Source organism: Gibbsiella dentisursi, from assembly GCF_039539505.1.
Lineage (GTDB): Bacteria > Pseudomonadota > Gammaproteobacteria > Enterobacterales > Enterobacteriaceae > Gibbsiella > Gibbsiella quercinecans.
Map to the genome: position 1 here is coordinate 642,732 of NZ_BAABDG010000007.1, position 20,932 is coordinate 663,663.

Consider the following 20,932-nt stretch of genomic DNA (forward strand, 5'->3'; position numbering starts at 1 on the left):
CTTTGACACAGATTAACCTGGCGCAGCGTGAAGCTGCGTTAAAACGCATTATCCTCGCCGCCGGCGAGACGGCGCTCGGCCACTTCCGTTCCCGCCAGCCGGGAGCGTTCTCACTGAAAGGCCACCAGGACTTCCTGACCGAAGCCGATACCCTGGTAGAACAGCAGATCCGCCAGGCCATTGCCGCGGCGTTTCCCGAAGACACCCTGCTGGGTGAGGAAACCGGCAGCACGGCCTGCGATGCCACCCGCCTGTGGGTGATCGATCCCATCGACGGCACCGCGAACTTCGCGCGCGGCATCGAGCATTTTTGCGTCGCCATCGCCTTCGTCGCCGACGGCGTCACCGAGCTGGGCGCCATTTACAACCCCGCCAGCCAGGAGCTGTACCTGGCGCGGCGCGGCCACTACGCCGAGAAAAACGGCCGGCCGCTGCAGTGCGTCGCCACCGATGACGTGCGCAACGCCACGTTTGAGCTCGGCTGGTCAACCCGCGTGCCGCAGCGGCGTTATCTGGACGTGCTGGCCGCGCTGTTGGGCCAGGGAGCGAACGTGCGGCGCGGCGCCTCGGGTGCGCTGGCGCTGGCCTGGGTGGCGGAAGGCCGCACCGACGGTTACGCCGAACTGCACATGAACGCCTGGGATTGCCTGGCCGGGCTACTGCTGGTACGTGAAGCCGGCGGCCGCACCGGGTACATCCCCACCCACGCAGCAGACATCTTTAACGGGCTGCCGGTGTTAGCGGCCGCACCGGCCGTGGTCAATGCGCTGGCGCGCGCGACCGGCATTCCGGTCGCCACGGCGGCGTTGCCCCCCGCCGAAGAATCGCTGGCCACTACGCATTACGATCGCCCGGCCATCAGCCTGATCGCATCCGATTTTCCCGGCTGGGGAATGGATATTTATATCGGCGGCTCCAGCGGCGTGACCGATCTGGCGCTGCTGGAACAGTACGGCATCAAGACGGTGATCAACTGCGCCGTCAACCTGGATATCGACTGGGTTTCCACGCCGGAAGCGAACATCGGCGCGCACTTGCTCAACCACGGCGCCGGGGCCATTCGCTATTACAAACTGGGGCTCATCGACGGCGAGGGCAACGCGCCGACCATGCTGCACGCGGGCTATCACCTGATGCGCTCCGCCCTGCTGCAGCAAATCCCCGCCAAGCCGTCTTACCGCAACCGCGAGCGCGGCAATGTATTGGTCAACTGCCGCGGCGGCCGCAGCCGGTCGGTGGCGCTGGTGGCCCTGTTTATGCACCTGGAGTGCCCGGCCCGTTACCCGACGCTGGATGCCGCTATCGCCCATATCCGCGATAAACGCCGCCTGCACCCAGACGAATGGTACGAAACACCGAAGCCGGAAATGGTGGCCCTGGCGCAGCGCGCTATTGAGATGGAACAGGCGTTAAACGCGGCAGGGTTGGGCATTGGGCAATAAACCCCGCCAGGAGGCCACGGCATGAGCGTGAAAAACATGGCCAGCGCTGCCGAAGTGGCGCGCCTGGCGGGGGTTTCCCGCTCGGCGGTGTCGCGCACCTTTACCCCCGGCAGCAGCGTTTCGGCAGAAACCCGGCGCAAAGTGTTGGCCGCCGCCGAAGCGCTTAACTACCACGTAAACCATCTGGCGCGCGGCCTGTCCAAACCGGCCAGCCGCCCGGTTTGTCTCCTCGGCGGCAACCTGAGCGCGCCCTACCAGGCCAGCCTGCTGGACCAGATCACCCGGCGCCTGCATCAGGCGCAGCGCGCCGTGATGGTGATCAATACCGACGGCGGGGAAGAAAGCGCCGACGCCGCGCTGCGGCAAACCCTGAATTACCGCGCCGCCGCCACCATCGTGCTGTCGGGCAGGCCACAAACCTCGCTGGTGGAAACCTGCCTGCAAAGCGGCCAGCAGGTGATACTGATTAACCGCATGGGGCAATTCGCCGGCGCCGACAATATCGACATCGATTACACCTCAACCATGGCCGATGCTCACCATATGCTGCGCCAGGCCGGCTGCCAGCGCATCGCCCTGGTCTCGTCTTCCGCCCGTTCACCCAGCATGGTGATACGGGAAAGCAAGTTTCTCGAAGCCGCCGGCGCTCAGTGCCAGGTAGCGCGCCCGGGGCCGGCCGACTATGCCAGCGGCGCTGCCGCCGCGCGGCAACTGCTGGCGGGGCCGAACCGGCCGGACGGTATTTTTTGCGTGACCGATCTGCTCGCCTGCGGCGTTATCGACGTGGCCCGTCATGAATGGGGGTTGCGTATTCCCGAGGATCTTTGCGTTATCGGTTTCGACGACATCGAACAGGCGAGCTGGGGCGGCTATCAGCTCACCACCTTCGCCCAGCCGCTGGCGGAGATGGCGAACGCCATCATGGAACTGTTGCAGCCGGCATCAGCGCCGCGCCTGCCGGGCAAGCGCCTGTTCCAGGCGCCGCCGGTATGGCGCAAAACGGTGCGTTTAGGCTGAACCGGCCTACGCGCTGCCGCGTACCCGCAATGCCGGCGCCAGGCTCGTGAGCGCCGGGATGGCCTCTTCGCTCTCCGCCATCATGTGCAGCAGTTGGATCACCCGTTCGGCAATCTGCGCAACCGGCTGGGCGACCGTGGTCAATTGGTAGCCTTGCCAGGCGGCCTGCGGCACATCATCACAACCGATCACTTTCAGTTGGCCGGGAACAGACGGCCCCCCCTGTTGGCGGCAGCAGTCCATCAGCCCCATCGCCAAGGTATCGCAAGCGCAAAACACGCCGTCCATATCACGCAGCGAGGCCCGCGCGCGCATGGCCAGCGCAAAACCCGCCGCGTAGCCATATCGCCCGGCTTCCAGCCGCTGCGGCGCCGCGCCCCCCATAGCCTGGATCTGCTGGCAAAAACCCAGGTAACGTTCGTTGGAGGCTTGCCCATCGCCGCGCCCGGCGACAAACCCCAGCCGCGTCAGCCCCAGCGAGAGCAGGTGCGCGGCCGCCAACCGGCCGGCCTGCACGTTATCAGTCTGCACCGCGGGAATTAAACCGCGGGCATCGGTGCGCCCCAGCGTCACCAGCGGCAATGAAAGTTTCAGGCACTGGCCGAAACGCTCCGCCGGCAACGATCCGACAACCGCAACCACGGCGTCCACCTGGTAACCTGATAAGCGCAGGATGGCGTCATCGAGATCCTCATGCTGGTTAACGCTCAGTAACATCGGCTGCTTGCCGTGGCGTTGTAATGCCGCCGACAGCGCTTCAAACAGATACGACTGATAGGGGTTGGAAAAATCGCTGATCAGTATCGCCACCAGATTCGAACGTTTGCGCTGCGCCGGCGTGCTCAGCGTGCGGGCAAAGAAATTGGGTTGGTAACCCAGCGCTTTCGCCGCGGCCAGGATGCTGGCGCGTTTCTTTGGCTGGATGCTGGCGCCGTCGGTAAATGCGCGCGACACCGCCGAGCGCGACACGCCGACATAAGCGGCGACGTCGGCGGCGGTCACTTTTTTATTCATATTAACGATGAGCTTGCTCCTGTTTAACGTAAACACGGCCGTTCCTTATGCACGGGCGCTGCGGGCGCCGATATCCGCGACGGCCAGCGTTTCCCCCTCTTGCGCCAACGCCAGCCCGGCGATGCCTGCGGTACGGGCGCGTAGCTCTGGGCGGCAGTGCGGGCTGATATGGTACAAGCGCCACTGGCTGCCCGGCTTGCGCGCCAACGGGGCGATAGCCTGCCATGAGCCGTGGCTGGGGTGATGTTCCAGCACTTCACACTCTAAAAATACCCAGTCGCTTTGCGCCGCCAACCACTCGCCCGCCGGCGACAATAATCCGTCACCGGAGTAAAACAGCTGGTGCCCGCCGGCGGTGGTGACGTGCAGGCTACGGTTCGGCACCGCGTGGCGGGTCAGCGAGGTTTGCAACGCCCACGGGCCGAGCGAAGCTACGGTTTCGCTGTCTTGCTGCACGAGCGCAAACCCGCCGGTGGCCTGCGGCCAAAATGCGTAATCAATCAGCGGCGCGATCACGCGCCACTGCGCACGTTGGGCGATCAGCGCCAGCGGCCGCCGCCGGCCATTGGCCGCCATCCAGTTCAGCAGCGCCGTCAGGCCCAGGCAGTGATCCGGGTGGGCATGCGTAAGGTAAACGGCATCAATCCCATGCGGATCGCGCCCTTGGGCGAATAGCGCCGCCGGCACGGTCGGCCCACAGTCAATCAGCAACTGATAGCCGCCCTCCGTTACCAGCACGCTGGCGTTGGTATGTTCCCCGTCATAAGCATTGCCGCAACCTATCACCTCAAGTTGAAAATCACGCGGCATGCGTCACCTCTGCGGGCACAACGCGCCGTTGCGCGGCGTCGAAATAATGCAACAGGGAATCCGCCAGCCGCAGCGGCAAACGGTCACCGGTTTGATAATCGGCCGTGCTCTCGACGATAAAGGGCTGGCCTTGCAGCTGGCCATAATACAAACGCGCATGGCCCAGCGGCTCCACCACGCTAATCGTCATTTCACAGTCCGGGCGCGCGGCGTCAATCACCACATGGTTCGGCCGCACGCCAACGGTGGCGACGTTTTCCATCGCCGCGCCGTTGATCAGGGTATTAAACAGACGGGCATCGAGAAAGTTCATCACCGGCGAGCCGATAAAGGCGGCGACGAACTGGTTGGCCGGCTGCTGGTAAAGCGCTTCGGGCGAGCCAATTTGCTCGATCCGCCCCTGATTGAGCACCACGATTTTATCGGCCAGCGTCATGGCCTCGACCTGATCATGCGTAACATAAATCATGGTGGCCTTCATTTGCTGATGCAGCTGTTTCAAATAGGTACGCATTTCGCTGCGCAGCTTGGCATCCAGGTTCGACAGCGGCTCATCAAACAAAAACAACTGCGGGCGGCGGACGATCGCCCGGCCGATAGCGACCCGCTGCCGCTGGCCGCCCGACAGTTCGCCCGGCAGGCGGTTTAACAACGGGGTCAGCTGTAAGTTCTCTGCCGTCTGCCGCACGCTCTGCGCGATCGCCGCTTTGGCCATGCCGGCCATTTTTAGCGGGAACCCCATGTTTTTCTCAACCGACATATGCGGATAAAGCGCATAGGACTGAAACACCATCGCGACTTCGCGCTCTGACGGATGCACGCCGTTCAGCGCCTTGCCGTTCAACAAGATCTCGCCCTGGGTGACGCTCTCCAGGCCGGCGATCATCCGCAACAGGGTGGATTTACCGCAGCCGGAAGGGCCAACGAACACCACGAACTCCCCTTCTTCCACGGTCAGGTCCACATGGGGAATAACGCATTGCTGGCCATAGGCTTTTTGAATGTTTTTAAGTTCAAGCTTTTTCATGGTGATGTCCTATTTCAGCCCCATCGAAAAACCGCGCAGCAGGTAGCGCTGCATGTAGCTGGCCAGCGCCAGCATCGGCAGGGATGAGACGATGCCGGTCGCCATCAACTGGCCCCAGACGGTGCCGTCTTCGGTAACAAAATTGGAAATAAACAGCGGCAAGGTGAGCTTATCCGGACTATGCAGAAACAGCAGTGAGAAAAGAAACTCATTCCAGCCGAGGATCATGGCGAAAATCGCGGTGGCAACCAGGCCCGGCGCGCACAGCGGCAGCACGATCAACGCCAGGCGTTTGCTCAGGCGCGCGCCATCCATCGCCGCGGCCTCTTCAATTTCTGCCGGGATGTCGCGCACGAAGCCCAGCAGCATCCAGATGCAAAACGGCAGGGTATAAACCTGATAGACCAGCACCAGCCCGAGCCGGGTATCCAGTAGCCCCAGTTGGTTCATCAACGAATAGAGCGGGATTGCCACCACGATCGGCGGCATCATTTTGATCACCAGCACCGCCAGTAAAAACAGCATATCCAGGCGAGCCGGGAAGCGGTAACGCACCAGCGCATAGGCCGCCAGCACGCCGGCCATCACCGATACGGCGGTGGAAGCCAGCGAGACAAACAGCGTATTGCCGACCAGCATCGGCAAATCCCCCTGCCAGATCGCCTTGAAGGATGCGAAGCTGATCTGCCGCGGCAGCAGGTTGGCGCCGGCGTTGAGAATTTCGCCCGGCGGCTTGAAGGCCGTGCCGAACATCCAGACAATCGGCAGAATAAACAGCACGACGATCAGCCAAACCCACAGCGGGTGAAGATACGCTTTCATCGTGTGCTCCCCTTCATCACTTTGCGGGCATAAAACAGCGTCATCGCCAGCGAGATCGCCAGCATGACCAGCGCCGAGCTGCTCGCCATCCCCAGATCAAAAAAGCGGAAGCCATATTTATAGACAAACATCGACAGCGTTTCAGTGGCGTTGCCCGGCCCGCCGCCGGTCATCACGTACACCTTGTCAAACAGCTTGAAGGTATCGATCGCACGCAGCAAAAACGCCAATATCACCTGGTTTTTAATCTGCGGCAGGGTGATGTAGACAAAGGCGCGCCAGCCTTTGGCGCCATCAACCAGCGCGGCTTCGCTGATGTCTTTCGGGATGGATTGCAGGCCGGCCAGCACGATCAGAAACGCCATCGGCGTCCATTGCCAGGTATCCACCAGCGCAATGGCGTACAGCGCCAGATGGGGGTTAAACAACCATTCTTGCGCCGGCAGGCCCAACGCGGTCAACACCGTGTTCAGCAAGCCGTAATCGTAATTGAACCAGGCGCGCCAAATTGCCGAGCACACCATGGTCGAGATCATCATCGGGTAGATAAACAGCGGCAGGGCCAGGCGGCGCCCGGGAAAACGGCGGTGAAACAGCAGCGCAATGCCAAGGCCAAGCACCACCTGCGCCACCGAGGCCACCACGGTAAACACCAGGGTATTTTTAATCGCAGCGACAAAGAAAAAGTCATCGAACAGGGTGCGGAAGTTAGCCAACCCGACAAACTGATAGTGGTTGTTTGCACGATCGACTTCGCCGAAGGCGTGATAAATCACGCTGACGATAGGGTACGCCGTTAATAATCCCAGAATCGCCAGGGCGGGCAACAGCAGAATCAGGCATTGTTTACGATTTTCAGAAAACATAAATCAATCCGAATTGGCGCTGGCGTTAACGCACAGCGCCGTTGAGCCAATTACATTTTGATGATGCGGCTAATGCTGCGCTGGGCCTGCTGCAGCGCCTGTTCGGCGCTCATCTGGCCCATCATGGCCATTTGCAGGTAATCGCCCAGGATGCTTTCAACCTCGGCCCAGTTCTGAATGCGCGGGCGCGCCTTGCCGATTTTCAACGCTTCGGCCTGCTGCGGATACCAGCGGTATTTCGCCACCACGTCTTTGTCGGCATAGACGCTGGCGCGCGTTGGCGGCATGCCGTAGCTCAACGCCAGCGTTTTCTGCATATCGGCACTGGTGGCGAAGGTGAGGAAAGCTGCCGCATCGGTTTTGTTTTTCGCATCTGCCGGGATCGCCAATTGCCAAAGCCCCAGCATCGGCGACGGTTTACCGACTTCCGCCGGCGGCGCCATGATTTCCATCTCGCCGACGACTTTCGACACTTCCGGGTTATCCAAATTCGGCACCCAGGCCGGCCACACTTCGATCGCCATGGCGGCGCGGCCTTTTTGCAACGCGTCGCGCACTTCATCGGCGTTATAAACATCCACGCCGCGCGCCGCGTACTGCTTCATGGTCAGGAACGTTTCCAGCGCCTGCTTCGCCTGCGGCGAATCCAGCGTCGCCTTGCCGTGTTGGTCCACCACGTCGCCACCATAGCCCCACAGAATCGGCAGGAACCCGGTGACGATCGGGTTGCCCTTCACGCCGCGGAACACCACGCCCTTCATCTCTGAATGCTGATTAATCACCTGCGCAGCGTTGAGAACATCACGCCAGGTTTTCGGCTGTGAGAGGTGGTATTTTTCAAACTCCGCGCGGTTCCAGGCGAACATGGCGACGTTGCCCACCATCGGCAATGCGTAGATCGCGCCATTGGCATCGGGATAACGGCCAATATCAAACGGCGCCGTAATGAAATCGCTGTCTGCCACATCGTTGGCCAACGGCGCCAGCCAGTGGTTGCTGAAAAACTCCGGCGCCCAGGCATCATCCATTTGAATGACATCGTAATTACCGGTCTTTTCACGCATAGACAGCGCGATGTTCTCGTAAAGGCCCTTATTCGGGCGCTTCACCAGGGTGATTTTGGTTTCCGGGTGGGCTTTTTGGTAGGCGTCCACGACGTACTGCAGCGCTTCGCCATAGCTGCTGTCGCGGCCGGCAATAACCAGTTCGCTCGCCAGAGCGCCAAACGTGGTGGCCAACAGCGTAGCGGCAAGGATGGTGCGTTGGAACATGGATATCTCCTCAACATTGCTCATGAATGCGTCTTTTTGCACGCGCGTGCATTTCAATGAGCACCAGCCTAGAGAGGAAAAATGTCACCCAGATTACAACGCCGTAAAAGTTAATAGGCGGCGCCGACGCGCCGCCCGTCTTCCCGATTACCGGCAACCGGCCCTACCCGCATGGCAGCGATGCCGGCGTGCCAGCCACAGCAAGGGAAGCTGGGCCAACAACGCCAGCGCAAACCCGGCCCAGGGGGTGTGGGCCAACTGCCCCTGCGCCACCAAGGTGCTGCCGCAGGCCTGGCCAAGGGTAATGCCCAGATTAAAGGCCGAGATATTCAGCGCCGAAGCAAAATCCACCGCCCGCGGCGCCCAGCGTTCGGCGGTATCCAACATCCCGGTCTGGAACCCCGGCGACATGCCGAAGGCGAATACGCCCCAGATAAACAACAGCGGCACCATCGCCGTCTTGCTGGTCATCAATAACGCCAACGCCGCGAAGACCACCAGCAGCCCGGCAAACATACGCCGCAGCGCCAGCGGCCAGCCCAGGCTTGCCGCCAGCCGCCCGCCCAGCAGATTGCCCACCAGCGTTGCCGCGCCAAACACCACCAGCAACAGGCTGGCGCTATGCAGCGAAAACCCGCTGATGTCGACCAGAATCGGCGTGATAAAGGTGAAAGCGGCAAAGCTGGCGCCAAACCCCAATGCGGTGATGCACATCATCGCCAGCACCGCCGGCTGGCGTAACGCGGCCAACTGCTCCCTTCCCCGCGCGGCGGCCAGGGTGGGCAAGTTCGGCACCCAGCGCGCGGCCGCCAACCAAGCCAGCCCGGCCAACAGCGCCACGGCGAAAAACGGCAAGCGCCAGCCAAAACTGTTGCCGATAAAACTCCCCAGCGGCACGCCAACCACCATCGCCAGGTTCAACCCGGCGAACATCACCGCAATCGCCCGGCTGGCCTGCCCTTCCGGCGCCAGGCGCGCGGCGATGGTGGCGCCGATCGCAAAGAAACTGCCGTGCGCCACCGCGGTGATGCTACGCCCGGCCAACAGCATCGGGTAGCTGGCAGACAACGCCGACAGCAGGTTGCCCGCCAGAAACAGCGCCACCAACCCCAGCAACACCGTTTTACGCGGCAAACGCGCCAGCGCCAGCACCACCAACGGCGTGCCGATCGCCAATGCGAAGGCGTATAGCCCCACCAGCCCACCCGCGCTGGCCAGCGGCACGCTGAATTCTGCGGCAATGGCCGGCAGTACGCCGACCACGATGAACTCCGCGACGCCAATCGCAAACGCCCCAATGGCCAGCGCATAGATGCCGGGGTGGGTATGGTCCTTACGACGCATGCGGCCCCTCCTGCGTGGCGAACGGATAATCGGTATAGCCTGCCGCCGCACCGCCGAAAAAGCGATCGGCGTCCGGCAGGTTCAACGGCAGCCCCAGGCGCAGGCGCGCGGGCAAATCCGGGTTAGCGATAAACGGCCGCCCAAAGCCGATCAAATCTGCCCAGCCGTGTCGCAACGCCGCCTCGGCGCGCGCCAACGTGTACTTACCGGCATAAATCAGCGTCCCGCCATAGATCAGCCGCAGCGCTTCTTTGAACGCTGCCGGCATCTCGGGGGCATCCTCCCAATCCGCCTCGGCGATGTGCAGGTAGGCGACATGACGTTCGCCAAGCAAACGGGCGGCGGCCAGATAGGTCGCCTGCGGCGTATCGTCCACCGCGCCCTGCAGGGTGGTTAATGGCGCAAGCCGGACACCGAGCCGCTCCGGGCCGGTGACGGCAGCGACCGCCTCAACCACTTCGCGCAGGAATCGCAGGCGGTTGCCCAGGCTGCCGCCGTATTCATCGCGCCGGGCGTTGGCCTGGGAGTCGATGAACTGGTTGATCAGGTAGCCGTTGGCGGCGTGCAGCTCTACGCCGTCGAAGCCGGCCGCCAGCGCATTACGCGCGGCATCGGCATAATCACGCACGATGCCGGCGATTTCCGTTATTTTCAGCGCACGCGGCGCCGAGTGCGGTACCTTTTCGCCCATGCCGGCCAGCGGCCCTTTGCCGTCGGGATCGATAAATACGCTCACGCCCTCGGCCCGCAGCGGCGAAGAGGACACCGGCGCCGCCCCTGCGGGCTGCAATGACGTATGGGAAACACGGCCGACGTGCCAAAGCTGTGCGAAGATGCGTCCGCCGGCGGCGTGCACCGCGGTGGTTACGCCGCGCCAGCCGGCAACCTGTTCGGGGCTGTGGATGCCGGGCGTCCAGGCATAGCCTTGCCCCTGCTGACTGATTTGCGTGCCTTCACTGACGATCAATCCGGCCGAGGCGCGCTGCGCATAATATTCGGCCATCAGGGCCGTCGGTACGTTAGCGGCGCCGGCGCGCGAACGGGTCATCGGCGGCATCACGATTCGGTTGGGCAACGTCAGATCGCCCATTTGATAAGGGGTAAAAAGCATAGGTTAGTGCTCCTGTGTGGTGGCCGGCAGTTTAAGATCCGGTAACAAGGCCGGTAGATCGACGGCCGCGGCCAGCGCGCGGTTGCCCTCATCACCCGGGTGCAGGCGATCGCCGGAATCGAAACGGGCCGCCAGGCGGGCGCAGTGCGCGCCATCGCGCAGAATGGCATCGGCGTCGATCACTGCATCGAACGCGCCGCTGTGGCGTATCCAGTCATTCACCTGCCGGCGCAGGGCATCCTTGGCCGGCTGGTAGTAATCCTCCAGCGGCGTGCCGGGCAATGCGCCCTCGAACGGCGTCAGCGTGGCGCCGATGACGCGCACGCCGTGGCTGTGCGCCTGCGCAATCAGTTGACGGTACCCCGCGGTTAACGCGGCCAGCGTGGGGGGCGCGCTTGCCGGCGCGAATGCCGTTCCCGGCCAGGCAATATCATTGATCCCCAGCATCACAATGGCGCTTTGCACGCCCGGCTGCGCCAGCACATCACGCTCCCAGCGCGCCAGTGCATTGACGCCCATGCCGTCGGATAACAAACGCCCGCCGGAAATACCGGCGTTGAGCACGGCAACGCCATGCGGCGCCAGGCGGGCGGCCAGGAAATCGGGCCAGCGCGCGTTGTTATCCAGGCTGGCGGCGGCGCCATCGGTGATCGAATCGCCAATAACCGCCACCGCGCGCGCCGCTGCGGGCGCCTCGACTTGAACCCCGGCCAGCAGCAGCCGCGTCGTCGTGGTTTCCCCGCCGGACAGCGCCGGCGCCATCACCCGATCGCCCGGTACAATCCAGCCGGTCTGGCGGCCATCCCAGTGGAAGGTGCTGATGGGAATAGCCGCCGGCAGGTACAGACTCACCGCCACCTGCCCCAAGGCGGGCACCGGCAGCGCGATCGGATCGCTAAGCAGCACGGCGCCGGGCGGGATCACCGCCGCCGCCTGGCCGCCGAAGGTAATGGTACGCAGGCTCTCAACGTGTATGGCCCCGTCGGGCGCTGGCTGGGCGGCCGTCGCCTGGCCCAAAAAAAGCGGCCGGTCGCCGTAGGCGTTGGACAAGACGATGCGTATCCGTGGCCCGCCCAAACTGACGCGCACCAACTGGCGCACGGTATGATCGTGCAGTTGCGCGGGCGCATTGCGCGGAAATAAAAAATCCGCATCCCAAACGGGCTGGGGGCTGGCGCTCCAACTGGCCACCCAATGGGAAGCGGATGCCGCCGCGCCTCCTGCGGTGAATGCACTGGCCAGCAGCATGCCTGCCGATAGGGTTTTGGCGTTTTTCATCCTGGTGATCTCAATGGCAATGTGTCGCTAAAGGGTGAACCTAACGGCAAAAATGGACTAGACTGCCTTCAGGAAAAACATTTATGAATTGAAGTCATAAGGAGACCACGATGGCCCGGCTGGAAATCAACCGTTCCGGTGAACTGGACGTTTTTGTGCAGGTTATTGAACAGGGTGGGTTTTCTGCCGCTGCGCGCGCCTGTGGGATGACGCCCTCCGCCGTAAGCAAGCTGATCACTCGCCTGGAACGCCGGCTGGGCACCCGGCTGTTGAACCGCTCGACCCGCCAGCTCCAGCTCACGCCGGAAGGCTGCGCCTTTTACGAGCGCGGCGTGCGCATCCTGGCCGATCTGGCTGAAGCGGAACGTTGCGCCAGCGCCCACTCGACGCCGCGCGGGCGGCTGCGGGTGAATGCCAACGTGCCGTTCGGCCACCATTTTCTGTTGCCGCTGGCGCCGGAATTTCTCGCCCGCTACCCCGACGTGGCGTTAGATATCGTACTGACCGATGAGGTCATTGATATTCTGGAACAGCGCACCGACGTGGCCGTGCGCGCCGGCCCGCTCAAAGACTCCAGCCTGGTGGCGCGCAAACTCGGCCAGACGCGCATGATGATCGTCGGCGCGCCGGATTATCTGGCGCGCAACGGCATGCCGACCACGCCGGATGAATTGGCGCATCACAACCTGCTGGGCGCCAACTATGTGCGCGCCCAACCCGGCTGGCCGCTGCGTTACCAGGGGGAGGACATCACCGTGCCGATCGGCGGCAATGCGCAGGCCAGCGACGGCGAAGCGCTGCACCGCCTGGCGCTTTGCGGCCTGGGCCTGACGCGTCTGGCGGCGTTTCAGGTGCGCGAAGACATCGCCGCCGGCCGGCTGCTGCCGGTGCTTGAGGCGTGCAACCCCGGCGATATCGAAGAAATCCACGCGGTATTCGTCGGCCAGGGGGGCTACCTGCCGCTACGGGTGCGCGCTTTGCTGGATTTCCTCGTTGAGCGGGTCAAGATCGGCGCGGAGTAGCCCGGTTGGCGGGAAAGAAATGGGCGGCGCTGTTGGCATGGCGTAAGCACGCCATGCCCGCTCTTTATTCCGGCAGCGCGGCCACAAAACGCGCAGTGATCTGCTGCGGGCGGGTAATGGCGCCCCCAACCACCACCGCATGGGCGCCCAACTGCAGGCAGCGCGCCATCATCGCCGGCGTCGTGATATTCCCTTCGGCGATCACCGGCCTGGCGACCGCCGCCAGCACCTGCTGAAGAAACGCGAAATCATCCATCGGCAGGCTGCGGCCCTGCGTTTCCGCGGTATAGCCATGCAGCGTCGTGCCGATGCAGTCAAACCCCAGCGCGTCGGCGGCGCGCGCTTCTTCCAGCGTGGCGATATCCGCCATCAGCAGCAGTTGCGGATAGCGGCGGCGGATTTCGCAGACCAGTTCCGGCAGCGAAACGCCGCCCGGGCGTGGGCGCGCCGTAGCGTCCAGCGCGATCATAGCCGGCGCCGCGGCCATTAACTCTTCCACTTCTTGCAGCGTGGCGGTGATGAAGATGGCGCTGTCGGGGTAATCACGCTTTATGATGCCGATGACCGGCAGCGCCACCGCCGCCATAATCGCTTTGATATCGGCCACACTATTAGCGCGGATCGCCGCGGCGCCGCCTTGCTGGGCTGCCAACGCCATGCGGCTCATAATAAAATCACTGTGCAGGGGTTCATCGGCTAACGCCTGGCAAGAGACAACCAATTTCCCTTTGATGGTTTCCAACATCGTCCGGCTCATAGTGCCAATCTCTCCTCAATTTCATTTTTGATCACGGTAACCTGCGGGCCATAGATCACCTGAATGCCCTTGCCATGGCTGACCACGGCCCGCGCGCCGGTCTGTTTCAGTAGCGCTTCGTCGACCAAGGCGCCGTCTTTCACCGTCACGCGCAGCCGGGTGGCACAGCAGTCCAGTTCATCAATGTTGTGTTGGCCGCCCAACGCGGCGATCGCCAGTTCAGCGCGCGATCCTGCCGCCGCCAGCGGCGCATCGGGAGCCAACGTTTCCTGCTCACGCCCCGGCGTTTTCAAATCGAAGCGGGTGATCAGGAAACGGAACGAAAAGTAATAAAGGAAGAACCAAGGCACCCCGACCAACGGAACCCGGAGCCAATGCGTTTTGGCTTCGCCCTGCAGGACGCCGAACAGAATAAAATCAATAAAACCGCCCGAGAACGTCTGGCCGATGGTGATGTTGAGCATATGCGCCAGCATGAACGCCAGGCCGTCAAAAAAAGCGTGCAATACGTACAGCAACGGCGCGACAAACAAGAAGGCGAACTCGATCGGCTCGGTGATACCGGTCAGGAAAGAGGTGAGCGCCGCAGACAGCAACAGGCCGCCAACGCGTTTTTTGTTCTCTGGCCTGGCGGTGTGATACATCGCCAGGCACGCGCCGACCAAGCCGAACATCATGGTGATGAAGCGGCCCGACATAAAGCGCGAGGTGCCGGAATAGAAATGGCGGGTAGCGGGATCGGCCAGTTGCGCGAAGAAGATCCGTTGTGTGCCCTCCACCAATTGGCCGTTAATCATTTCGCTGCCGCCCAGGGCGGTGGTCCAGAACGGCAGGTAGAAAATGTGATGCAGCCCCAATGGCCCCAGCATGCGCAGAATAAAGCCGTACAAGAAGGTGCCGATATAGCCGGTTTGCTCCACCAGGCCGCCCAGCCCAAAAATCACTTTTTGGAAATGCGGCCATACCACCACCATCACGCCGCCCAGGGCGATCCCCGCCAGCGAACAGACGATCGGCACAAAGCGTGAGCCGCCGAAAAAACCCAGAAACTGCGGCAGGCTGATCTTGTTATAACGTTGATGCAGCCAGGCGCACACCAGGCCCACCACCACGCCGCCAAACACGCCGGTTTCCAGCGTTTGGATCCCCAGCGTCATGCCCTGCCCCACCGCGCCGGGATTACTGGCGGCCAGCTTGCCGCTCAGCGTCAGCAAGCTATTGATGGTGGCGTTCATCACCAGAAAGGCCAGCAACGCGGCCAGGCCGGCGGTGCCCTTATCGCTGCGCGCCAGCCCCACCGCCACGCCGACCGCAAACAGCACCGCCAGGTTGGCAAAGACGACGGCGCCGGCGCTGCTCATCACCGAGAAAATGCCCTGTAGCCAGGGGATATCGAGGAAGGGGTAAGCGGTGACGGTATTGGGGTTCGACAGCGCGCCGCCGATCCCAAGGAGTAACCCGGCCGCCGGTAACACCGCGATCGGCAACATGAACGACTTGCCAAAGCGTTGCGCTTTTTCAAACCAGGGACTGTTGCCACTGCTGCGAAATATCGACATGAAAATTTTCCTCACCGACGTAGCCATTAGTGATAATTTTTATCACAGCAATCGAAAAAGGAAACAATTATCATCATAGGATTTGATTATGATCGCAGGGCGAGGACGGGATGAACGAGAAAGAGAATGTGCTGCTGCACCTGAAACAGGATCTGCCAAGCCTTAGCCCGGCATTACAGAAGTTGGGCAGCTACGTTATTTCGCAGGCGGAGCGGGTGCTCTACCAGACTATCACCGAACTGGCGCGGGAAAGCCAAACCAGTGAAGCCACCATCACCCGCCTGTGCCGCCTCCTGGGCTGCAAAGGGTACACCGAATTCAAGATGGCGCTGGCGTTCGACATTCAGCAAACGGCGCCGGCCATCGCCAGCGGCCGGGATGATATCGACACCCTGATCGATGAATGCGCCCAGTCCCTGCGCGACACCGGCAGGCTGACCAAACGTGAGGATCTGGATAGCGCCGCCGCGCTCGTCCATCAGGCACGCCACATTCAGATCTTCGGCGTGGCGGCCAGCGCCACGGTCGGCGATTACCTGCACTATAAGCTGATGCGCCTGGGCATCCCGGCGCAGGCGTTTACCGATAGCCATTCGGCGGCGATGAACTGCGTCAGCCTGGGCGCGGAAGACGTGACGTTCGCCGTCTCCAGCTCCGGCTCTACCCGCGATGTGCTTTACGTGGTTGAGCAGGCCCGCAAACGGGGCAGCAAGATCATTGTGTTGAGCAACACCTCGCGCAGCCCGCTGGCCAACCTGGCCGACGTACTGCTCGTGGCGGCCAAACCGGAAGGCCCGTTCACCGCCGGGGCATTGAATTCGAAGGTGGGCGTGATGCTGCTGGTGGAAATGCTGATCATGGCGCTGTTGAAGTGCGATCCGCGCTATGCGCAGCGCAGCCAGGAAACGGCGAGCGTGACGCTGCCGATGCTGCTGTAACGCGCCTGCGCCGCAGAAACGATGGGCAGCGCTGCGGCTGCCCTTACCGCCTTACTGCTCCAGTTGGCTGATATCCGCCGGCGATAACTGCAGGTGCGCCGCCGCCAGGTTTTCCTGCAGATGGCCCAGCGATGAGGTGCCGGGGATCAGCAGAATATTCGGCGAGCGCTGCAGCAACCAAGCCAGCGCGACCTGCATCGGCGTGGCGCCCAGCCTGCCGGCCACATCGTCCAGCGCCGCAGATTGCAGGGGCGAAAAACCGCCCAGCGGGAAATACGGCACCAACGGAATCCCCTGCGCAGCCAGGGCATCAACCAGGCTATCGTCCTGGCGGTGAGCCAGATTGTAGTGGTTTTGCACACAGGCCACCGGCGTGATTTTCTGCGCATCGGCAACCTGCCTGGCCGTGACGTGGCTCAGGCCGATATGGCGGATCAGGCCACGCGCCTTCAGCTCCGCCAACACGGTTAAGGGTTCTTCCAGCGGGCCTTCGGCGGGCTGATGCGGATCGAACATGCTGCGCAGGTTGACGACATCCAGCACGTCCAGCCCCAAATGGCGCAGGTTGTCTTCCACCGCCTGGGTGAGCTCTTTCGGTGAAAAGGCCGGCAGCCAGTTGCCTTTATCATCCCGCCGCGCGCCCACCTTGGTGACGATGCACAGATCGTCCACGTAGGGATGGAGCGCTTCTTTGATCAGCTTGTTGGTGACGTGAGGGCCGTAAAAATCGGACGTATCGATATGGTTAACGCCGGCGGCCACGGCTTCGCGCAGCACGCGAATGCACATTTGCGGATCCTTGGGCGGGCCAAACACCCCAGGCCCAGCCAGTTGCATTGCGCCATAGCCGATGCGTTTCACCTGCCGATCGCCCAGTTGATAACTGCCGGACGCATGAATGTTAGACATTGTGGCTCTCCTGTTCGGGGTTTGTTTCATTGTACGGGCCGTTGACCTGTACGACTATACGCCCAAACAGAGACAGGCTGTACGGCGTTCAGAACAATGCCAACCAGCCTGTAAAAGCACCTGCGGGATTGCATGAAAAACGCATCGGCGCTTTTATTGAAAGTATATATCCAATCGATGGCCGGCATCGCCAAAAATTTTGGCTGCTGTAGCAGCGACGTTTATTTCGAAGACAGATTCTTATAAAAAAACAAAGCGGCCAATAGGCTGCTGGTATATTAAGGATAATTCATCCTACAGATATTTCCCTCCCGACAAATAAGATGTTGTTACCCATTAAAACTAAGTCCGCCGAATGGACTTTCACTTTATTCAACTTGGAAAGTCCATCATCCAATAGGATAATTTAAACCGACGCAAAGTTGATATATATCGAAAATAATTCGAGCCGCAGTGTGAAATAGGGCCGCCACAACGGCGGTTTTTAACAGGATGGAATGCTTGTCATGAGCAGAAAAGCGTTGTGCTGCCGTGCCATGCTCCCCTTAATCTGCCGAAGCGGCAAACGGTTCATTTGGCAAGCGCATATACCCTACCACCAGGAGAAATAAAATGCATAACGCCACCACGACAACGTTCAATCGTCATCCACGCCCGGTCGCCATCGTCACTGGGGGGTTGCAGGGCCTGGGGCTGGCCACCGCAAAACAACTTGATAGCGACGGGTTTGATATCGCCATCATCGATTTGCACCCTGAGAACCGGTTAGGGGAAGAGGCCGCCCAGTTTATTGCCGATGGGCGCGGGCGCCATCGCTACTATATGCTGGATATCGCCGAACTCGGGCAACACACCGCGGTACTGGCGCAGATCGTCAACGACTATGGGCGCCTGGACTGCCTCGTCAACAACGCCGGTATTGCCGCCCGCCCGTTGACGGATCTGCTTGAATTAACACCCGAAGCCTTTGATCGCTCCGTCGCGATCAACCTGCGCGGAACCTTCTTCCTGACCCAGCGCGCCGCGAAACTGATGCTGGCGCAGAAAGCCGTTGATGCCGCAGATTATCGCGCCATTATCTTTATTACGTCCATCGCGGCGGGCATGGTGTCTACCGATCGCAGCCAGTACTGTACGACAAAGGCCGCACTGTCAATGGTCAGCAAACTGTTCGCGATCAAGCTGGCGCCGCACGGTATCCACGTTCATGAGATCCGCCCCGGCTTTATGCGCACGCCGATGACCGCTTCTCTTGGGCGCACCGCCGTAGATGAATGGATCGAATCAGGCAGGGTTCCGCTCAGCCGCTGGGGGGAAGCCAGCGATATCGCCCGCGCGATCGGCACGCTGGCCCGCGGCCAACTGCCCTATATGACTGGCGAAGCGCTGTATATTTCCGGCGGCGTTGATATTCCACAAGCAACATGACGACAATCCCTGCCGCTGGCATATGCCGGGGCAAAACGCCCTCTCCGTCTGGAGAGGGTATGGCTGCACCGCTTAAAACAATTTGAAGCGATATTCGGCGATGAACTCGGCGCCCAGGGTATGCGCCGTCCGGTAATGCCCGTTGGTTATCACCGGCGTTTTATTCTCGTTTTTATAAGACCAGCCCGGCCCAACAATGGCGAAGACAACCAGATTTTTTAACGTGGGATGGGAAGGCGCCCAGCGGCCAAAAACGTTGACCTCGCCGGTACGCACGGCGACGCCCTGATAGCTGAACTGCCCATAGTTGCTCAGTATACCGGCGGTGAATTCAGGCGTGATACGATAGTCGATCTGCGCGGCCAACATGGTTTCCCCGTCACGCATATAGTCTTCGGCCGCAAAGGCCATTGAGGTGAAGGTGCCGCGAGCATTCTTCGCCATATGGCGCGGATAAAAACCAAGCTCGCCGCCGCCCTTTGGCGCCCGCGTATGGCCAACGCCGAGCTTAAGGCTCCAGCGCGGCGCCTGCCATTTGGCGTCGAGGGCATAATGATTGGCCTGTCGGTCAAAATTGCGTTTGCTCAACGCCATCGCCTTGTAACCTGCCAGCGCCTGCGTGGTGTAAATCTGGCTGCCCAGGCTAAGCCTTGCCGCCGGCTTGAACGCCATACGCAGGATCTGGCGGCGCAGGTAGTTTTGCGATTCACCGTACGCCAGTTGGCCGGTAAACGCGTGGCCCTCGTAGCCCAGCTCACCGCTAAACAGATGCTGGATGGAACGCCCGTCGTTGGTTTGCAGGCGCAGGCTATTCGGTGAGTTGCGCTCTATGCTGCGTTCAATATAAGCGCCGTGCAGCGAAAAGCCGGCATGCCGCACCCCGCCGCTCCAGCCCAGATAGGTGGTCGGAGAAAGACGGTACGAGGTGGTAATCACACCATCATTGCGCAACATTTGCCAACCGACGCGCGCGTTGAGATCGGCGCCGCCGATATTCCCCTTCAGCTTGATATAACGCTGGCCAAACTTGCTGTAGCCGGCAGCATTATATTTGCTGCTGGCACTCTGGGTGCTATATAACACGCCACAGGAATTAAAATTATCATTGGCCGCTAATTTTACCGCGCCATAGTAATGGATATCGGCGCCGATCGTGTCAGCCAGATAGCCGGACTGATAGCCCATTGCAATCCCTTGCCCCCAGGCGTTGTGCACCGCCTTTGGGTTGGCGGCATCTTCCTTTAAATATTTCCAGTAATTCTTTAACGCTATTTCCGCCTGGCCGTCGGTGAAAAAAGGCGAAGCGGCCATTGCGCTGAGCGTGCTTTCCGCGGCGGCGTTGGTGATGAAAGACAAGAGCAGGATATGAATAAAATTCCGGGCGGCGTAAATTCTCATCGTAATAACTCTCCCTGATATAAAAAATAGCAATCCACTGGCGGGGAATTACGCCCCCGCCTTATCGCACACTGTTGCTATTTCGGCGCTCTGCGCTACGGCGTTTTTTCCAGCGCCGCCTTGCCTTTGGCGACATATTGCATATCGCCAATATCGGCTACGGTATATTTACCGTTTTTATAGGTAATTTTGACTACCGCGGCGTTGGCCAGCGGCCTGTTCTTCGCCGGGTTATCGGTCAGATCTGAAATCATCATCAGGATGGAAAGCCCGGAAGAGACGGCCAGCACATGCTTATCCCCGGCTTTTAACGCATCCTGCACCATCGTATGCAGCGCCTGCTGCGTGCGGGCCTTCACCTGGGCGGCGTTTTCCGCCGCTTGTTTCTCATCAATTTGGCTGATGGCGTCGATCACGAGGGGCATCGCGGGCATGACGATATCCATTGCCTTACGATCGGCAAAGCCTAATTTTTTCGCGGCGAGATCAAGCATATCCGCCAGCGACAGCCCTTCAAAACCGCCGAAGAATACCTCGCGCAAGCCGAGAAGCTCCACCACCGGCGCCTGGGGCTGGCCCATTTCCTGCAGGATTATCTGCATGGTTTCCCGCTGCCGCCCGGCATCACTGGTGTAATAACGGCCGAACGGGATCCCTTTTAGCCCGGCGCCCAAGTAGCGGGCGGTTTCAATGCCGGGCGCGACCAAGGGGGAATCGGCCCACCCCTGCGCGCGATCGTAAGTATTGAGCACCGTTTTCCCATGGCGGGCAAAGTAAATAGTAACGCCGTCCTCCCCGGCGGCGGCGTTATTGATTAATGCCGTTGAAACGGCAAGCAAAGAGATAAATAACCCTTTTTTTATGTTCATCCTGGATTCCTTATCGGGCACAAATAGAGACGCCATAGGGGTTCATGCCC

Annotated in this window: 19 protein-coding genes; 5 read left to right on the forward strand and 14 right to left on the reverse strand. The window is 61.2% G+C overall.

From position 1 onward, the window contains the following. The first annotated feature begins 2 nt into the window (after nt 1-2). The gene (locus tag ABFX35_RS17075) at nt 3-1,442 is read left to right on the forward strand and encodes an inositol monophosphatase family protein (RefSeq protein WP_346082271.1); all 1,440 of its coding nucleotides are present in this window, start codon (nt 3-5) and stop codon (nt 1,440-1,442) included. Nucleotides 1,443-1,463: 21 nt separating this feature from the next. Beyond that, nucleotides 1,464-2,459, forward strand: coding sequence for a LacI family DNA-binding transcriptional regulator (locus tag ABFX35_RS17080; protein ID WP_346082272.1), 996 nt, complete (start codon nt 1,464-1,466; stop codon nt 2,457-2,459). Between the two features lie 6 nt (nt 2,460-2,465). On the opposite strand, the gene ABFX35_RS17085 is transcribed toward ABFX35_RS17080, so the two are convergent. From ABFX35_RS17085 to ABFX35_RS17125, 9 genes are all read right to left on the reverse strand, one after another. Next, nucleotides 2,466-3,509 carry a LacI family DNA-binding transcriptional regulator gene (locus tag ABFX35_RS17085; protein ID WP_346082273.1) on the reverse strand — a complete coding sequence of 348 codons (1,044 nt, stop codon included), beginning with the start codon at nt 3,507-3,509 and terminating at the stop codon, nt 2,466-2,468. A gap of 9 nt (nt 3,510-3,518) precedes the next feature. Further along, the gene (locus ABFX35_RS17090) at nt 3,519-4,283 is read right to left on the reverse strand and encodes an MBL fold metallo-hydrolase (protein ID WP_346082274.1); all 765 of its coding nucleotides are present in this window, start codon (nt 4,281-4,283) and stop codon (nt 3,519-3,521) included. Beyond that, entirely contained in the window at nt 4,273-5,310 is a 1,038-nt protein-coding gene (locus ABFX35_RS17095) for an ABC transporter ATP-binding protein (RefSeq protein ID WP_346082275.1), read from the reverse strand. The genes ABFX35_RS17090 and ABFX35_RS17095 overlap by 11 nt, the downstream gene beginning before the upstream one ends. Before the next feature lie 9 nt (nt 5,311-5,319). After that, on the reverse strand, nt 5,320-6,132 hold the full coding sequence (locus ABFX35_RS17100) for a carbohydrate ABC transporter permease (protein WP_095847675.1): 813 nt from the start codon (nt 6,130-6,132) through the stop codon (nt 5,320-5,322). Beyond that, nucleotides 6,129-6,998, reverse strand: coding sequence for a carbohydrate ABC transporter permease (locus ABFX35_RS17105; protein WP_346082276.1), 870 nt, complete (start codon nt 6,996-6,998; stop codon nt 6,129-6,131). The genes ABFX35_RS17100 and ABFX35_RS17105 overlap by 4 nt, the downstream gene beginning before the upstream one ends. A 50-nt stretch (nt 6,999-7,048) precedes the next feature. Next, nucleotides 7,049-8,269 carry an ABC transporter substrate-binding protein gene (locus ABFX35_RS17110; protein ID WP_279029141.1) on the reverse strand — a complete coding sequence of 407 codons (1,221 nt, stop codon included), beginning with the start codon at nt 8,267-8,269 and terminating at the stop codon, nt 7,049-7,051. Nucleotides 8,270-8,416: 147 nt separating this feature from the next. Continuing rightward, nucleotides 8,417-9,613 carry an MFS transporter gene (locus ABFX35_RS17115; RefSeq protein ID WP_346082277.1) on the reverse strand — a complete coding sequence of 399 codons (1,197 nt, stop codon included), beginning with the start codon at nt 9,611-9,613 and terminating at the stop codon, nt 8,417-8,419. Then, complete coding sequence (locus ABFX35_RS17120) at nt 9,603-10,724, reverse strand: alkene reductase (RefSeq protein WP_095847671.1); 1,122 nt, start codon at nt 10,722-10,724, stop codon at nt 9,603-9,605. Before ABFX35_RS17120 ends, ABFX35_RS17115 begins: the two co-directional genes overlap by 11 nt. 3 nt (nt 10,725-10,727) lie before the next feature. Beyond that, nucleotides 10,728-12,002, reverse strand: a complete 1,275-nt coding sequence (locus tag ABFX35_RS17125; protein WP_346082278.1) for an SGNH/GDSL hydrolase family protein — start codon at nt 12,000-12,002, stop codon at nt 10,728-10,730. Between the two features lie 110 nt (nt 12,003-12,112). Between ABFX35_RS17125 and ABFX35_RS17130 the strand changes: the two genes are divergently transcribed. After that, entirely contained in the window at nt 12,113-13,024 is a 912-nt protein-coding gene (locus ABFX35_RS17130) for a LysR family transcriptional regulator (RefSeq protein WP_279029818.1), read from the forward strand. A 64-nt stretch (nt 13,025-13,088) separates the two neighbouring features. On the opposite strand, the gene ABFX35_RS17135 is transcribed toward ABFX35_RS17130, so the two are convergent. Both ABFX35_RS17135 and ABFX35_RS17140 read right to left on the reverse strand, forming a co-directional pair. Beyond that, the gene (locus ABFX35_RS17135; RefSeq protein ID WP_121555463.1) at nt 13,089-13,781 is read right to left on the reverse strand and encodes an N-acetylmannosamine-6-phosphate 2-epimerase; all 693 of its coding nucleotides are present in this window, start codon (nt 13,779-13,781) and stop codon (nt 13,089-13,091) included. After that, nucleotides 13,778-15,340 (reverse strand): PTS transporter subunit EIIC, encoded by a 1,563-nt coding sequence (locus ABFX35_RS17140; RefSeq protein ID WP_279029675.1) that lies wholly within the window; start codon nt 15,338-15,340, stop codon nt 13,778-13,780. Before ABFX35_RS17140 ends, ABFX35_RS17135 begins: the two co-directional genes overlap by 4 nt. A gap of 110 nt (nt 15,341-15,450) precedes the next feature. Between ABFX35_RS17140 and ABFX35_RS17145 the strand changes: the two genes are divergently transcribed. Continuing rightward, nucleotides 15,451-16,278 (forward strand): MurR/RpiR family transcriptional regulator, encoded by an 828-nt coding sequence (locus tag ABFX35_RS17145; RefSeq protein ID WP_095847666.1) that lies wholly within the window; start codon nt 15,451-15,453, stop codon nt 16,276-16,278. A gap of 51 nt (nt 16,279-16,329) precedes the next feature. Here ABFX35_RS17145 and ABFX35_RS17150 read toward each other — a convergent pair whose 3' ends face one another. Beyond that, nucleotides 16,330-17,187: an aldo/keto reductase family oxidoreductase gene (locus ABFX35_RS17150; RefSeq protein ID WP_346082279.1), complete on the reverse strand. Its 858-nt coding sequence runs from the start codon at nt 17,185-17,187 to the stop codon at nt 16,330-16,332. Between the two features lie 612 nt (nt 17,188-17,799). Between ABFX35_RS17150 and ABFX35_RS17155 the strand changes: the two genes are divergently transcribed. Then, entirely contained in the window at nt 17,800-18,615 is an 816-nt protein-coding gene (locus ABFX35_RS17155; protein WP_346082280.1) for a 3-ketoacyl-ACP reductase, read from the forward strand. 72 nt (nt 18,616-18,687) lie between these two features. Here ABFX35_RS17155 and ABFX35_RS17160 read toward each other — a convergent pair whose 3' ends face one another. Further along, the gene (locus ABFX35_RS17160) at nt 18,688-20,013 is read right to left on the reverse strand and encodes an OprD family outer membrane porin (RefSeq protein ID WP_346082281.1); all 1,326 of its coding nucleotides are present in this window, start codon (nt 20,011-20,013) and stop codon (nt 18,688-18,690) included. A 95-nt stretch (nt 20,014-20,108) separates the two neighbouring features. After that, a complete protein-coding gene (locus tag ABFX35_RS17165) occupies nt 20,109-20,876 on the reverse strand; it encodes a histidine phosphatase family protein (RefSeq protein ID WP_428832212.1) in 768 nt (255 codons plus the stop codon). Nucleotides 20,877-20,932 lie beyond the last annotated feature (56 nt).

Bases quoted from the DNA above. Each gene is read 5' to 3' on its own strand.
- ABFX35_RS17095 (WP_346082275.1), bottom strand. From the start codon at position 5,310: ATGAAAAAGCTTGAACTTAAAAACATTCAAAAAGCCTATGGCCAGCAA.
- ABFX35_RS17115 (WP_346082277.1), bottom strand. From the start codon at position 9,613: ATGCGTCGTAAGGACCATACCCACCCCGGCATCTATGCGCTGGCCATT.
- ABFX35_RS17145 (WP_095847666.1), top strand. From the start codon at position 15,451: ATGAACGAGAAAGAGAATGTGCTGCTGCACCTGAAACAGGATCTGCCA.
- ABFX35_RS17125 (WP_346082278.1), bottom strand. From the start codon at position 12,002: ATGAAAAACGCCAAAACCCTATCGGCAGGCATGCTGCTGGCCAGTGCA.
- ABFX35_RS17150 (WP_346082279.1), bottom strand. From the start codon at position 17,187: ATGTCTAACATTCATGCGTCCGGCAGTTATCAACTGGGCGATCGGCAG.
- ABFX35_RS17100 (WP_095847675.1), bottom strand. From the start codon at position 6,132: ATGAAAGCGTATCTTCACCCGCTGTGGGTTTGGCTGATCGTCGTGCTG.
- ABFX35_RS17135 (WP_121555463.1), bottom strand. From the start codon at position 13,781: ATGAGCCGGACGATGTTGGAAACCATCAAAGGGAAATTGGTTGTCTCT.
- ABFX35_RS17120 (WP_095847671.1), bottom strand. From the start codon at position 10,724: ATGCTTTTTACCCCTTATCAAATGGGCGATCTGACGTTGCCCAACCGA.
- ABFX35_RS17130 (WP_279029818.1), top strand. From the start codon at position 12,113: ATGGCCCGGCTGGAAATCAACCGTTCCGGTGAACTGGACGTTTTTGTG.
- ABFX35_RS17160 (WP_346082281.1), bottom strand. From the start codon at position 20,013: ATGAGAATTTACGCCGCCCGGAATTTTATTCATATCCTGCTCTTGTCT.
- ABFX35_RS17090 (WP_346082274.1), bottom strand. From the start codon at position 4,283: ATGCCGCGTGATTTTCAACTTGAGGTGATAGGTTGCGGCAATGCTTAT.
- ABFX35_RS17155 (WP_346082280.1), top strand. From the start codon at position 17,800: ATGCATAACGCCACCACGACAACGTTCAATCGTCATCCACGCCCGGTC.
- ABFX35_RS17080 (WP_346082272.1), top strand. From the start codon at position 1,464: ATGAGCGTGAAAAACATGGCCAGCGCTGCCGAAGTGGCGCGCCTGGCG.
- ABFX35_RS17110 (WP_279029141.1), bottom strand. From the start codon at position 8,269: ATGTTCCAACGCACCATCCTTGCCGCTACGCTGTTGGCCACCACGTTT.
- ABFX35_RS17105 (WP_346082276.1), bottom strand. From the start codon at position 6,998: ATGTTTTCTGAAAATCGTAAACAATGCCTGATTCTGCTGTTGCCCGCC.
- ABFX35_RS17140 (WP_279029675.1), bottom strand. From the start codon at position 15,340: ATGTCGATATTTCGCAGCAGTGGCAACAGTCCCTGGTTTGAAAAAGCG.